The organism is Lachnoclostridium sp. An131, from assembly GCF_002160825.1.
Lineage (GTDB): Bacteria > Bacillota > Clostridia > Lachnospirales > Lachnospiraceae > Laedolimicola.
Genome location: NZ_NFLI01000007.1, coordinates 1 through 12,625 on the forward strand (window position 1 = coordinate 1; position 12,625 = coordinate 12,625).

The window sequence follows — 12,625 nt, forward strand, 5'->3', positions numbered from 1 at the left end:
GGAGAGAGAAAACGATTGTTGTACATGGCTGGATATTAAACCTGGGAAAACATGCTATTTTATAGGAAAGATAAATCAAGAAAGTTGCCAACGATTACTTGACAGTAACAAAAAGAAAAGCAGACGAAAAACAGTTAGAAATCATTAGAATTTTCTGTTATTATAAAAGTACAGGCGGCAGGAAGCAGGCAGCTTTGCCGGCCGCAGGTGAGAGGCAGCTAAAAACCGTTTCGCTTTGCAGGCGTACGGTTTTTTTACGCAGTCATGCATGTGAAATGTCTGCGCGTGCAGATTATGGGAACAATAAAGATAGAACAAGAATGGAAGAAAGGAGGACGATTCATGTTTGAAAAAGGAGACTATGTGGTCTACGGCACGAAGGGGGTATGTCAGGTAGAGGAGATTACGGAGCTGGATATGAAGGGAACGGCAGAGGGCAGGCTGTACTATGTGCTACGTCCCTGCTTTCAGAAGGGAAGCACGGTCTTTACTCCGGTGGATAGCGATAAGACGGCCATGCGCGCTGTGATGTCTGAGGAAGAGGCGTCCGCTCTGGTAGAAGGAATTTCGGGAATCGAGGCGCTGCTGGAGAAAAATGATAAGGAACGGGAAAAAAGATATAAGGAAGCTATCCGCAGCGGCGATCCAAGACAGTGGATACGGATCATCAAGACCTCCTATCTGCGCGGGCAGGAGCGGATAGCCCAGGGGAAAAAGGCGACAACGATAGATGAGCGGTATTTCCATGCGGCGGAGGAGCAGCTTTATGAGGAGCTTTCCATCGCGCTTGGGGTTCCGAAGGAGAATATGAGAGAATATATCGGGAGCCGGGCCGGCAGCGGGACGGCGGCTGACTGACAGGAGAGCGGAGAGGACCGGAGGATCAGGAAACTGATTTTCCGGTTTTTAGTATGCTCAGGAAAAGCATGCAGAAAAACGCTTGTGTTTTTGATTGACAGAGCTGGCCGTCTGTGATAAGGTTTATTTAGATAAACCGATTTATTGCAATAGACCGTCTGCATGGAGAAAGGAAGAAACTATGGAGGAACTGAAGCTTTATGACGCAGAATACCGTCTGATGGAGATTGTATGGGAGCTGGAGCCTTTGAGCTCTACAGAGCTGTACAAAGCCTGCCTTCCACGGCTTGGCTGGAAGAAATCTACAACCTATACGGTGCTTCGCAAGCTCTGTGAGAGAAGAATTTTGAAAAATGAAAATTCGATCGTTGTTTCTCTGGTGAAGCGGGAGGATGTACAGCGCTACGAAAGCCAGGCGGTGGTGGATAAGTGGTTCGATCGTTCGCTTCCGCGGTTTGTGGCTGCATTTCTGGATGAGAAAAGGCTGAGTGAAGAGGAGGCGGAGGAGCTGAAGCAGCTGATAGATGCCAGCCGGAGACGGGGAGAGGAGGAAGGAAAATGAGAGAATGGGTGTCACTGCTTTTTGATCTGAGCCTGGCTGCGTCTATCACGGTTTTAGCAGTCTTGCTTTTGCGCCTGTTTTTACGTCCTGTATCGAAAAAATACCTCTACCTTTTGTGGCTTGCAGTTTTTATCCGGGCCGTCTGCCCCTTTTCTTACTCGTCCCCTTTCAGCGTATTCCGCCTGTTTTCTTTTATGAGGACGGAGGGCGGGCAGCTTACAGCTGCGCTTGCGCCTGCTCAGGCTGCATGGCTGTCCTCTGCTTTGGGGCTGGAGGGGGCCTTGTCCCAGGCGGGAGAATCGGCGGAGCTTGCAACGTCGGCTGCAGCGCAGACAGGGGCGGAAGCAGGCCAGGCCGCGGCGCTTGCGTCAGCGGGTCATCTGCTTCCGGCAGTTCTGACGGCTGTCTGGGCGGCGGGAGTACTGCTGCTTCTTGGCTGGGGACTGGTCTCCCGCCTGCGGCTTGGAAGAAAGGTCTCATTGGCTGTGAGGGCAGAGGAAGGGATTTATGAGACCGATCAGATTTCCACAGCCTTTGTGCTTGGCTTTTTCCGTCCGCGGATTTATCTTCCTACAGGCCTTTCGGCTAAGGAGCGTGATTTTGTGATCCGGCATGAAAGGGTCCACCTCCGCCGTCATGATCACCAGCTGAAGCTTCTGGCCTGGGTGGCCGCCGCAGTCCACTGGTTTAATCCGCTGCTCTGGTTTGCCCTTGCGCTGCTGACGCGGGATATGGAGATGAGCTGCGACGAGCAGGTTCTGGATGATGTGGGAGAAGGCCAGAGGGAGAGCTATGGGGAGGCTCTTTTGTCTCTGGCGGCTCCTGCGGGATTTCCGGCGGGCGGTCCCCTGGCTTTCGGAGAGAGCTCTGTGAAGGCCAGAATCCGAAATATTCTCAAATACAAAAAGAAAGGGAGGATTGCGGCAGCGGCAGCCCTGATTCTGGTGATCGTGGGAATCTGGTTCTGCCTTTCCAATCCATCCGGACAGGAAGCGGTATCTATGATCGGTGGAGCAGACGGGCCCACCAGCATATGGCTGGCAGGGGACGCAGAGGATCTTACAGAGGAGGACAGGCTGGCAGCCTTTGTACAGCTGTGGGCCGCGGCAGCCGGAAACAGGAATGCGGAATATGTCTATGAAAGCCTGTCGCCGGAGCTCCAGGCCAGGGCAGATGAGCTTGGGATTGAACGTACAGCAGCCGTAGATGAAGACGGGAAGCCTGTTCTCTCGATGGGCTGGTCCAGCCCGTTTCTGGCTGGGACGCCGGTGATAAAGCTCTCTGAGGGCATGCCCGCAGAGGCGGAGATCACCTATCCTGGCCTGACGAGCGATATGATCTGGTGGGTGTGGAAGGACAATATCACGCTGGAGCCGGAGGGAGACTCCTGGCAGATCACGGGATGGGAAAGAAGAGAATTTTTTGAAATCAGCTCCTGCGAAGCATTTCAGGAGGCATATGAGGACTGGACACCCGATTATATGAGCAGCTCCTTTGAGGATCACAGCTTTGCAGAGGAACTGGTGCTGCGGGATCTCGCGGGCCAGGATCCGGAATATTATGAAGAGCATTACTATACGCCAGAGGCTGCGCTGGAATGGACGCTTCATCTGGAAGGAGGAGAAGCGCAGACGCAGATGGAGGAGGAGGGAAAGGCCCTGGTAACCTATCGATTCCAGGACGGGGAGATTGAGGTACGGATGATACAGCCAGGGCTTTCCCAGGGAAGTGACGTTTGGCTTCCGGAGCTGATGTAAAAAGAGGCTGCGGGCGGGCTCATACTGGAGAGGATCCGGCTTACTTTGGATGCTTGTCGTGATCCAGGTCTACCAGGATGATGTCAGGCCCAATCTGCTTGATTTTGCACCAGGGAATCTCACATTCGCTGTCCTTGCCGAGAATTCCCCAGATTTTCTCGCTGGAAGAGGTGACGAGAGCCAGGATACAGCCGTTTTTCGGGTCAAAGATCAGATCGCATACATGGCCCATTCTCCGGCAGTCGCGGATATTGATCACATCCTTTTCGCGCAGTTCACAGAATGTCATAAGGATCTCCCAATGTGTTTTTATATCTTATGCAGGGGCTTCCGGGAAAAGAAATTTAATTGACAGAAAAGAGGAACCTGTACTATACTACTTCTATCGGCGGGCCGACGCAGACGGCCCGCAAAATGCGTAAGAGAAACACGGGAGGTATGTTATGAAGTGCCCATTTTGCAGCCAGGAAAATACACGGGTTATCGATTCCCGGCCGGCGGACGACAATTGCTCCATTCGGCGGCGCCGCCTCTGTGACGCCTGCGGAAAAAGATTTACGACCTATGAGAAGATAGAAACCATTCCCGTGATTGTGATAAAGAAGGACAACAACCGGGAGCCCTACGACCGCAGCAAGATCGAGGACGGCGTTCTCCGCGCCTGCCATAAGAGGCCGGTACCGCTGAAGGATATCAACGCGATGATTGATACCATTGAGAGCGAGATTTTCAACCGGGAGGAGCGGGAGATCCCGAGCAGCGATATCGGAGAGATGGTCATGGATAAGCTGAAAGGGCTGGATTCGGTAGCTTATGTCCGCTTTGCGTCCGTGTACAGGGAGTTTAAGGATGTGAACACATTCTTAAGCGAGCTGAAAAAGATGCTGGACAAGTAAAGGGGAACGCGAAGAGATGACGGTGAAAAACGACAGGGTGGCAGGTCATCTGCTTGCCCTGATTACTATTACTATCTGGGGAACGACCTTTGTGGCGACAAAGACTCTTCTCCGGGATTATGACGCGCTTCAGATTATGCTGATGCGCTTCTTTCTTGCCTGGGTGGTTCTCCTCCTGCTGACGCGGCGGATTGAAAGGCCTGCGGGCCTGAAGGGGGAGGCGGGGATTTTTGCCCTTTCCCTGTCCGGCGTGTCTCTGTATTATTTTTTTGAAAATACGGCTCTTACCTACACGCTGGCGTCCAATGTCAGCATTATTCTAGCGGCTGCTCCGATTTTTACGGCAGTGCTCGCGCATATTTTTACAAAGGACGAGAAGCTGACGAGGCAAATCTGGGCTGGATTTGTGATTGCGATTGCAGGCGTCGTTCTCGTGGTGTTCAATGGGACCTATGTCTTAAAGCTGAATCCTCTGGGAGACGCGCTCTCCATTCTGGCAGCGCTGTCATGGGGAATCTATTCTGTGCTTCTGAAGAAATATGTGGGCCGGTATGACAGCCTGTTCCTGACCAGAAGGATGGCGTTTTACGCCGTGATTGTGACGGCCCCCTTTGCAGTATGGGGAAAGGGTCTGCCGCCTCTTGAACCCCTTGCGAAGGGAGAAAATCTGTTCTGTCTGCTGTTTTTGGGAATTCTAGGGAGCGCCCTGTGTTATGTGGCATGGAACAAGGCGATTCAGCGCATCGGGCTTGTGAATACAAATAATTATATCTATCTGAATCCCTTTGTCACCATGGTGGCGGCTGCCATTGTGCTGGATGAAAAGATCACTGGGGCAGGCTTTGCCGGAGCGGTGCTTATCGTAGGAGGAATCATTGTGTCGGAGTATAGAGGCAGAGGTCCGCTTCTTGGCGCCTTTTATCCAAAGGAATATAGAAATTCCACTTATGAAATCGATTTTGAGGAGTTATACCGGAAGGGATACCGGGGAATCCTCTTCGATATCGACAATACGCTGGTGCCCCATGACGCCCCTGCCACGCAGCAGAGCGTGGAGCTTTTTGGGCGGCTTCATGCCATGGGCTTTGCGACCTGCCTGATTTCCAACAACAAGGAGCCCCGGGTGACGCCCTTTGCGGAGGCCATGAAGACCCCGTATGTATATAAGGCAGACAAGCCGTCCCGGAAGGGCTATCAGGAAGGAATGAAGCGGATGGGGACCGATCTTTCCAATACGCTCTTTGTAGGGGATCAGCTTTTTACGGATGTATGGGGCGCCAATCGGAGCGGCCTCTATTCGATTCTCGTAAAGCCGATGGATCCAAAGGAGGAGATTCAGATTGTACTGAAACGGTATCTGGAAAAAGTTGTATTGTTTTTCTATCTGAGGGAACAGGGAAGATAGCTCCGTGGATGTGCAGGAGCCGCTGGAAGTGTGTATATCCTTGTTAATTTAGGGTTTCCCTATTTGACAAGAGAAATAAGCCTGTATCAGGAAAGGATGGGATTAGCGATGGGGCAGAAGAGTGGGCAGTGCGCTGGACAGAGCGCAGGGCAGGAAAAAATAAAAGCACTTCTCGAAGAGCAGAGGCTCGACGCGGTGCTTGTAGCGCGCCCGGCCAATATCCGGTATTTGAGCGGCTTTGTGGGGACGGAGAGCTATCTCTACGCGTCGGCGGAGCGCAGTGTAATTCTGACGGACAGCCGTTATACGCTTCAGGCGGAGGAGGAAGGAGAGGGCTGCGAGGTACAGACGATTGGAAAAGGCATAGGCTACGGGGCGCTTCTGGCGCGGCTGGTCAGAGAGGACGGAGTCGGAAGGCTTGGGTTTGAAGAAGACGCGATGCTGTATGGGACTGTGAGAGAGCTCCAGGAGGGAGCGGGGCTTTTGCCGGAGGGCTGGAGGCCGCTGGAGGGCGCGCTTTCCCTGCTGCGGGCGGTCAAGAGCGAAGAGGAAATCCGGAGAATGGAGGAAGCGGAGCGGATTGGGGACAAGGCCTTCTCCCGTATCTTAAAGGAGCTGAAGCCCGGCGTCACGGAGCTTGAGATTGCGGCAAAGCTGGAGTATTTTATGAAAAGCCTGGGAGCAGAAGGCACCAGCTTTGATACTATCGTGGCTTCCGGATACCATTCTGCGATGCCTCATGCGGTGCCTACAGAAAAGCCGTTGGAGACAGGAGACCTTGTGACCATGGATTTTGGCTGCAGATACAAGGGCTATTGTTCTGATATGACGCGGACAGTCGTCATTGGGAAGGCCAGCGAACGCCAGAAGGAGGTTTACAGAGTCGTCCTTGAGGCGCAGGCAGCGGCCCTTGCGGGCCTTCGCCCAGGCATAACCGGGGCGGAAGGCGACCGGCTTGCCAGAGAGGTGATTGAAAAGGCGGGATACGGAGAATATTTCGGCCATGGGCTGGGCCATTCGGTGGGCCTGGAAATTCATGAGAGGCCGGCTTTGTCCATGCGGGATGAGACGGTGCTGTGTCCCGGGATGATTGAGACGGTAGAGCCCGGCATCTATATTCCGGGCTTCGGGGGTGTGCGGATCGAGGATATGGTTGTGCTGACAGAAGCAGGCATCCGGAACCTGACTTCGTCGCCGAAGGAGCTGCTCGAGCTGTAGGGCAGAAGAGATTCCAGATGGGAGCGGGTAAGGCTGCGGCAAAGAGAAAGCGGCAGTGAGAGAACCCGGGAAATGCTTTGGCTTAGAAAAGGCTTGAAAAAGCAGTAGTTTTATTATAGAATAAATTCAGGTAACTGCTGATTATGACAGTTACAGATTAAAATTCCATGCGCAGAGGTGAAAAGAGCTGCGCTTAAGACAGTAGGAGGAAGAGTTAAGAATGATTTCAGCAGGAGATTTTAGAAACGGCGTTACGCTTGAAATTGAGGGAAACGTATATCAGATTCTGGAGTTCCAGCATGTAAAGCCGGGCAAGGGCGCAGCTTTCGTAAGAACAAAGCTTAAAAATATCATCAACGGAGGCGTGGTGGAGAAGACCTTCCGTCCCACCGAAAAATTCCCGCAGGCGAGAATCGACCGCGTAGAGATGCAGTACCTGTATTCTGACGGAGATCTGTTCCATTTCATGAATACGGAGAACTACGACCAGATCGCGCTGAACGCAGAGGATATCGGAGATTCCCTGAAGTTCGTAAAAGAGAACGAGATGGTAAAGGTATGCTCCTACAACGGAAACGTATTTGCAGTTGAGCCGCCTCTCTTTGTAGAGCTGGAGATTACCGACACGGAGCCTGGCTTCAAGGGCGATACGGCTACCGGAGCGACCAAGCCGGCGACTGTAGAGACAGGGGCTGTGGTTTATGTTCCGCTGTTCGTAGACCAGGGCGACAAGATCAAGATTGATACCCGTACAGGAGAATATCTGTCCAGAGTATAAGACGGGTTGACAGGGTTATCAGACAGGGCGTTGTGAGAATGACATAAGAGTATGGAAAAGACTGCTTCACCAGCTTGACGGTAGCATGGAATACCGCTGGCTGAGTGCGGCAGTCTTTTTTGTCAGTGCCGGCTTTCTGTGCACTGACAGAGGAAGAAAGAAGGAGAAGGTGCAGAAGTGGGGAGATATGTGAACAGGTATCCTTATGGCAGTAACCGCAGCCGTTTTTGATTATCTGATATGGAAGGCGTCAAAAGAGTATCGGGAAAAGAACAGAAAAAGCAGTCTTGGATAAGAGCGGAAAAGATATCAGGAGATTGGAGAAATCGTGCATGAAATGCGAAAGAGGCCCCCGGATTCAGCAAATGCAAAGCTGAATCCGGGGGCCTCTTTACAGGTCTGCATCTGACTAGATTCGAACTAGCGGCACCTGGCGTCGGAGGCCAGTGCTCTATCCACTGAGCTACAGATGCATAACGGCTACTTGAGATATTCTACAACAAAAAGCGAAATTGTGCAAGCATAAAATTCTCTTCTGTGTCAATCCTTCTGTGTCAATTCTCTTCTACAGGAATCTCTTCTACAATCTTTTCTGCGGAAATATCTGGAACCCACAGTGAAAATGTAAAATGTAAAAAGATGTAAAAAACACTTGCAAAAATAAGTCTTGTCAGATATAATGGAAATATCTTCTAATTTCACGCGGCATTTCGCTGCAGAGATCCCAGTTGAAGAATCATAAAATCAGAAGAAAGAAAGGATGAGTGCATGAATTATCAGGAATTTGTAGGATCGGTCACAGACTTTTTGAGGGAGTCGCTGCCCAGCGGGACGAAGCTGGAGATGCTCCCGCTGGAGAAAAATAACGGAGTAATTTTGGACGGGCTTTCTATTCGAAGACAGGGGCAGAAGGTGGCGCCGACGATTTATATGGATGCCTATTACAGGGAATACCTGGACGGACGGTCTCTGAAGGGGATCTGCGATCAGATTATAGAGTGCTGCAGCAACACGGATTTTGAAGAAAAATTCAATGCAGACTTCTTTTCGGACTACAGCAGGCTGCAGCATACCGTAGTCTATAAGCTGATAAACGCAGAAAAGAACAGGGAGCTTTTGAAGAAAATCCCGCATCTGCCGTTTCTCGATCTGGCGATTGTATTTTACTGTCTTCTGGAGGATACACCGGTGGGGAATGCCACGGTTTTGATTCACAACAGTCATCTGAAGCTTTGGAAGGCCGGATGCTCGGACCTGTACCGGGACGCGAAAGCCAATGCGGTGAAGCTGCTGCCGGCCCGCCTCTCCAGCATGGCGGATGTGATACGTGAGCTTTCAGGCGGCCTGGAAGAACCAGAGGAGGTGGGAGTACCGATGTATGTGTTGACCAATTCTCAGAAATCTCTGGGAGCAGCCTGCATTCTTTATGAAGGCGTTCTGGAATCCTGCGCAGACAGAATAGGGGGAGAGTTTTATATGCTTCCCAGCAGTATTCATGAGGTAATTATGGTTCCGGCTTCGGCAGTCAGTGACGAGCAGGAGCTTACCGCTATGGTCCGAGACATCAATCGAACGCAGGTCCGGGATACTGAGATACTTTCTGATAATATCTATCTATATTCTCCTGTTTCCGGGAAACTCACCCTGATAGCGTGTTAATACTAAGACAATAAGAAAATGCCTGTTAAAAAATGTTCACAAAATTGTCACAATTTAAGGTTGCCTTTTTCCTGCAAGTTTGCTACAATCGTTTTGTTACGAAAATGTTACATTTATTAAGCGATTATGTTGTGAAGTATTGAGATAGAAGTGCGCAGGAGGCATGTATGAAATTTTCTGTAGATAATCTGAAGGAAAAATTGAGTAAAGATAAAGTCGGTGACTGGATTGTGAAGTATAAGCGGCAGGTGGCAGTGGGCTGTGTGGCGTTTTGCCTGGTTGTCTTTGCCGGCGCCAGCCTGGCAGGCGGGGGAGCGTCTGCAAATGGCGAAAGCGCGTCGCCGGCGGCAGCAGATGCATCGCAGAATACAGGAGAAGAGCAGCAGGGCGCCGTGGTGTCTGCGGCAGGGGCTGCAGAAGCAGAGGCCACGGAGAATGTCAATCCTCTGGAACAGGATGCCTACCCGGAGGTAAACGAGCTGATTCAGAATTATTACAATTATATGGCAGCCGGAGATATGGAAGGGCTGGCAACGGTAGAGGATACGACGACAGAGGAGGAGCAGAACAAGATTCTGCGCTCCAGCGATCTGGTGGAAGGATATCAGAATATTTCCTGCTATACGAAGAAGGGACTGGAGGAAGGCTCCTATCTGGTGTTTGCTTACTATGAACTGAAGTTTGTGCAGATTGACACGCCGGCTCCGGGACTTTCCGCGCTGTATGTATATACGAATGATGAGGGAAATCTCGTCATCTTCAATGGAGAGGCCAGCGACGAGCTGAACGAGTACGTGGCGGCCATGGCGGAAGAGGATGATGTGCTTGCCCTGCGGGAAGAGGTAAGGGTGAAGTACGAGGAAGCAAAGGCGGCTGATGCAAATCTTGCAGAGCAGGAGGCACGTTACCTGCGGATAGCAGAGGGCGGATCTGAGACAGAGGAAGCTGCGGAAGAAACCACAGAGGAGGCGCCTGCAGAAGAGACGACAGAAACACCTGAAGAAGAGGCGCCTGCGGAAGAGACTACGGAGGAGCCTGTGGAGGAAGCGCCTGCAGAGGAAGCCGCAGCGACTGCCCAGAACAGAGAGACTCGTTTCACAGAGAGCGTCAGACTGCGCGCAGAGCCCAGCACAGAGGCAGAATACCTGGGGACAGCTTACCAGGGCGAAAGCGTTACGCAGATCGAGAGCTATGACGATGGATGGAGCAAGATTAATTATAATGGGACTGAGTGCTACTGCATGACACAGTATCTGGAGTAAGGTCCGGAAGATAAACAGAAGGACTCGGCATATGCCGGCGCGTGGAAGTGGAAAGGTTCTGCGCGCCGGTGTTTTTTGTATAAAACAAGAAAATCTCCATATGCTATGACTGTTTAAAAAAGACGGATCAATGGCAGGAGGGTTTTTATTTATGCTTACAACCGCAGATTTAGCTGTACTAAATGAAGCCTACAGAAATACAAAAGCCGGACTGGAGGCAATCAACACGGTGATTAGCAAGGTGTACGACGAGGATCTCGCACTGGATCTGAACCGGCAGGCTGTGCGTTTTCTGACGCTGGAGGATAAGGTGACAGATAAGATCCGGGAGGGCAGCAGAAGGCCGGAGCAGGCTTCGCCGGTGGGAAAGGCCATGCGCTGGACCTCCATCCAGGCGAATACGCTTCTGAATACGAGTACGGAGCACCTGGCGGATCTGATGATTCAGGGAAATGCCAAAGGAATCACAGACCTGATGAAGGCCGTTAAGGCAAACAAGGGAGCCAAGAAAGAGTACTGTGAGCTGGCGGAGGAAATTATGGACTTCGAGGAAAAGAATATTGAGCGCCTGAAGAGCTACCTGCAGGGCTGAAACGAAAAAAATCGCTGTAATCCGGATATAAAGGAAAAATATTTTCAAATTTTAGAAAAAAATACTTGCAAATTTATGTCAGCCGTGCCATAATAGCCAATGACAAAGGCGTCAAAACAAGGAGCGCGGGATATAAGTGGCGCGCTTCCGTGATTTTTGTACGCTTTTTTTGTATGTTATTCGAAAATACAGAAAGCAAAGGGTAGAGGAGGAAACAAAACATGTCATACGTTGATGAGGTAATCGAGTCAGTAGTAGCAAAGAATCCCAGCGAGCCGGAGTTTCATCAGGCAGTAAAAGAGGTTCTGGAGTCCTTACGTCCGGTCGTGGACGCTAATGAGGAGAAGTTCCGCAAGGAAGCGCTTCTGGAGCGTCTGGTTGAGCCGGAACGCCAGATCAAATTCCGTGTTCCGTGGGTAGATGATAAGGGACAGGCACATGTAAATACCGGATACCGTGTACAGTTCAACAGCGCCATCGGACCGTACAAGGGAGGCCTTCGTCTTCATCCGTCCGTAAACCTGGGTATCATCAAATTCCTGGGCTTCGAGCAGATTTTCAAGAATTCTCTGACCGGACTTCCCATCGGCGGCGGCAAGGGAGGTTCTGACTTTGACCCGAAGGGCAAATCTGACAGAGAGATCATGGCATTCTGCCAGAGCTTCATGACAGAGCTGTACCGGCATATCGGAGAGAATACAGACGTGCCGGCCGGCGATATCGGAACGGGCGCAAGAGAGATTGGCTATATGTATGGCCAGTACAAGAGACTGACAGGGCGCTATGAGGGCGTGCTGACCGGAAAGGGACTGTCCTACGGCGGATCTCTTGCAAGAACAGAGGCTACAGGCTACGGTCTTCTCTACCTGACACAGGAGATGCTGAAGATGAACGGCATCGACATCGCAGGCAAGACGGCTGCAGTGTCCGGTTCCGGAAACGTAGCTATTTACGCAATCGAGAAGGCGCAGCAGCTTGGCGTTAAGGTAGTGACCTGCAGCGACTCCAACGGATGGGTATACGATCCGGAAGGCATCGACGTAGCTGCCCTCAAGGAGATCAAAGAGGTGAAGAGAGCGCGTCTGACCGAGTACAAGAACTACCGTCCGAACTCCGAGTACCATGAGGGACGCGGTGTATGGAGCGTAAAGGTAGACCTTGGTCTTCCCTGCGCGACCCAGAATGAGCTGCTTCTGGAGGACGCAAAGCAGCTGGTAGAGAACGGCTGCATTGCAGTTGCAGAGGGCGCAAACATGCCGACCACTCTGGAGGCCACTGAGTACCTGCAGCAGCACGGCATTCTGTTTGCACCGGGCAAGGCGGCAAATGCCGGCGGCGTGGCAACCTCCGCTCTGGAAATGTCCCAGAACAGCGAGCGTCTGAGCTGGACCTTCGAAGAGGTAGACGCAAAGCTTCAGGGCATTATGATCAATATCTGCCACAATATGGCTGACGCTGCAGAGCGCTACGGCTATGAGAAGAACTACGTGGTAGGCGCGAACATCGCAGGCTTCGAGAAGGTTGTAGACGCAATGCTTGCACAGGGCATCTGCTAATCAGAGGATCATAATACGATAAAACAGAAATCATACTGACGGAAACTCTCTTCTGGCATTCAGGCCATGAATCCCTCCTGGC

Annotated in this window: 12 protein-coding genes, 1 tRNA gene and 1 pseudogene; 12 read left to right on the forward strand and 2 right to left on the reverse strand. The window is 51.6% G+C overall.

Annotated features, from left to right (window positions below; translation table 11 throughout):
- The first annotated feature begins 342 nt into the window (after positions 1–342).
- From B5E77_RS06850 to B5E77_RS06860, 3 genes are all read left to right on the forward strand, one after another.
- Positions 343–858 carry a CarD family transcriptional regulator gene (locus tag B5E77_RS06850; protein ID WP_087164627.1) on the forward strand — a complete coding sequence of 172 codons (516 nt, stop codon included), beginning with the start codon at positions 343–345 and terminating at the stop codon, positions 856–858.
- A 181-nt stretch (positions 859–1,039) separates the two neighbouring features.
- Entirely contained in the window at positions 1,040–1,420 is a 381-nt protein-coding gene (locus B5E77_RS06855) for a BlaI/MecI/CopY family transcriptional regulator (RefSeq protein WP_087164628.1), read from the forward strand.
- Positions 1,417–3,177 carry a M56 family metallopeptidase gene (locus B5E77_RS06860; protein ID WP_087164629.1) on the forward strand — a complete coding sequence of 587 codons (1,761 nt, stop codon included), beginning with the start codon at positions 1,417–1,419 and terminating at the stop codon, positions 3,175–3,177. The genes B5E77_RS06855 and B5E77_RS06860 overlap by 4 nt, the downstream gene beginning before the upstream one ends.
- A 40-nt stretch (positions 3,178–3,217) precedes the next feature.
- Here the strand turns inward: B5E77_RS06860 and B5E77_RS06865 are convergent, their stop codons facing one another.
- A complete protein-coding gene (locus tag B5E77_RS06865) occupies positions 3,218–3,466 on the reverse strand; it encodes a YlmC/YmxH family sporulation protein (protein ID WP_087164630.1) in 249 nt (82 codons plus the stop codon).
- A 154-nt stretch (positions 3,467–3,620) separates the two neighbouring features.
- Here B5E77_RS06865 and nrdR point away from each other — a divergent pair, with 154 nt between their 5' ends.
- The 5 genes and pseudogenes from nrdR to efp all read left to right on the forward strand — a co-directional run bounded on the left by nrdR (position 3,621) and on the right by efp (position 7,474).
- Complete coding sequence (nrdR, locus tag B5E77_RS06870) at positions 3,621–4,073, forward strand: transcriptional regulator NrdR (protein WP_087164631.1); 453 nt, start codon at positions 3,621–3,623, stop codon at positions 4,071–4,073.
- Between the two features lie 16 nt (positions 4,074–4,089).
- Positions 4,090–4,941, forward strand: a pseudogene (locus B5E77_RS17620) (DMT family transporter); the annotation flags it as partial.
- A gap of 9 nt (positions 4,942–4,950) precedes the next feature.
- A complete protein-coding gene (locus B5E77_RS17625; protein WP_242963667.1) occupies positions 4,951–5,478 on the forward strand; it encodes a YqeG family HAD IIIA-type phosphatase in 528 nt (175 codons plus the stop codon).
- A gap of 108 nt (positions 5,479–5,586) precedes the next feature.
- On the forward strand, positions 5,587–6,696 hold the full coding sequence (locus B5E77_RS06880) for a M24 family metallopeptidase (protein ID WP_087164771.1): 1,110 nt from the start codon (positions 5,587–5,589) through the stop codon (positions 6,694–6,696).
- Positions 6,697–6,916: 220 nt separating this feature from the next.
- Entirely contained in the window at positions 6,917–7,474 is a 558-nt protein-coding gene (efp, locus tag B5E77_RS06885; RefSeq protein ID WP_087164632.1) for an elongation factor P, read from the forward strand.
- A 400-nt stretch (positions 7,475–7,874) separates the two neighbouring features.
- Here the strand turns inward: efp and B5E77_RS06890 are convergent.
- Positions 7,875–7,947 (reverse strand) — tRNA-Arg (locus B5E77_RS06890).
- A gap of 295 nt (positions 7,948–8,242) precedes the next feature.
- On the opposite strand from B5E77_RS06890, the gene B5E77_RS06895 reads away from it, so the two are divergent.
- The 4 genes from B5E77_RS06895 to gdhA all read left to right on the forward strand — a co-directional run bounded on the left by B5E77_RS06895 (position 8,243) and on the right by gdhA (position 12,543).
- The gene (locus B5E77_RS06895) at positions 8,243–9,133 is read left to right on the forward strand and encodes a DUF5688 family protein (protein ID WP_087164633.1); all 891 of its coding nucleotides are present in this window, start codon (positions 8,243–8,245) and stop codon (positions 9,131–9,133) included.
- 167 nt (positions 9,134–9,300) lie between these two features.
- Positions 9,301–10,395, forward strand: coding sequence for an SH3 domain-containing protein (locus tag B5E77_RS06900; protein ID WP_087164634.1), 1,095 nt, complete (start codon positions 9,301–9,303; stop codon positions 10,393–10,395).
- Between the two features lie 151 nt (positions 10,396–10,546).
- Positions 10,547–10,987 (forward strand): hypothetical protein, encoded by a 441-nt coding sequence (locus B5E77_RS06905; RefSeq protein ID WP_087164635.1) that lies wholly within the window; start codon positions 10,547–10,549, stop codon positions 10,985–10,987.
- 221 nt (positions 10,988–11,208) lie between these two features.
- The gene (gdhA, locus tag B5E77_RS06910) at positions 11,209–12,543 is read left to right on the forward strand and encodes an NADP-specific glutamate dehydrogenase (RefSeq protein WP_087164636.1); all 1,335 of its coding nucleotides are present in this window, start codon (positions 11,209–11,211) and stop codon (positions 12,541–12,543) included.
- Positions 12,544–12,625: the final 82 nt, after the last annotated feature.

What these genes read in the sequence shown, in the direction of transcription:
- B5E77_RS06850 (WP_087164627.1), top strand. Translation starts at nt 343, where the DNA reads ATGTTTGAAAAAGGAGACTATGTGGTCTACGGCACGAAGGGGGTATGT.
- B5E77_RS06855 (WP_087164628.1), top strand. Translation starts at nt 1,040, where the DNA reads ATGGAGGAACTGAAGCTTTATGACGCAGAATACCGTCTGATGGAGATT.
- B5E77_RS06860 (WP_087164629.1), top strand. Translation starts at nt 1,417, where the DNA reads ATGAGAGAATGGGTGTCACTGCTTTTTGATCTGAGCCTGGCTGCGTCT.
- B5E77_RS06865 (WP_087164630.1), bottom strand. Translation starts at nt 3,466, where the DNA reads ATGACATTCTGTGAACTGCGCGAAAAGGATGTGATCAATATCCGCGAC.
- nrdR (WP_087164631.1), top strand. Translation starts at nt 3,621, where the DNA reads ATGAAGTGCCCATTTTGCAGCCAGGAAAATACACGGGTTATCGATTCC.
- B5E77_RS06880 (WP_087164771.1), top strand. Translation starts at nt 5,587, where the DNA reads ATGGGGCAGAAGAGTGGGCAGTGCGCTGGACAGAGCGCAGGGCAGGAA.
- efp (WP_087164632.1), top strand. Translation starts at nt 6,917, where the DNA reads ATGATTTCAGCAGGAGATTTTAGAAACGGCGTTACGCTTGAAATTGAG.
- B5E77_RS06895 (WP_087164633.1), top strand. Translation starts at nt 8,243, where the DNA reads ATGAATTATCAGGAATTTGTAGGATCGGTCACAGACTTTTTGAGGGAG.
- B5E77_RS06900 (WP_087164634.1), top strand. Translation starts at nt 9,301, where the DNA reads ATGAAATTTTCTGTAGATAATCTGAAGGAAAAATTGAGTAAAGATAAA.
- B5E77_RS06905 (WP_087164635.1), top strand. Translation starts at nt 10,547, where the DNA reads ATGCTTACAACCGCAGATTTAGCTGTACTAAATGAAGCCTACAGAAAT.
- gdhA (WP_087164636.1), top strand. Translation starts at nt 11,209, where the DNA reads ATGTCATACGTTGATGAGGTAATCGAGTCAGTAGTAGCAAAGAATCCC.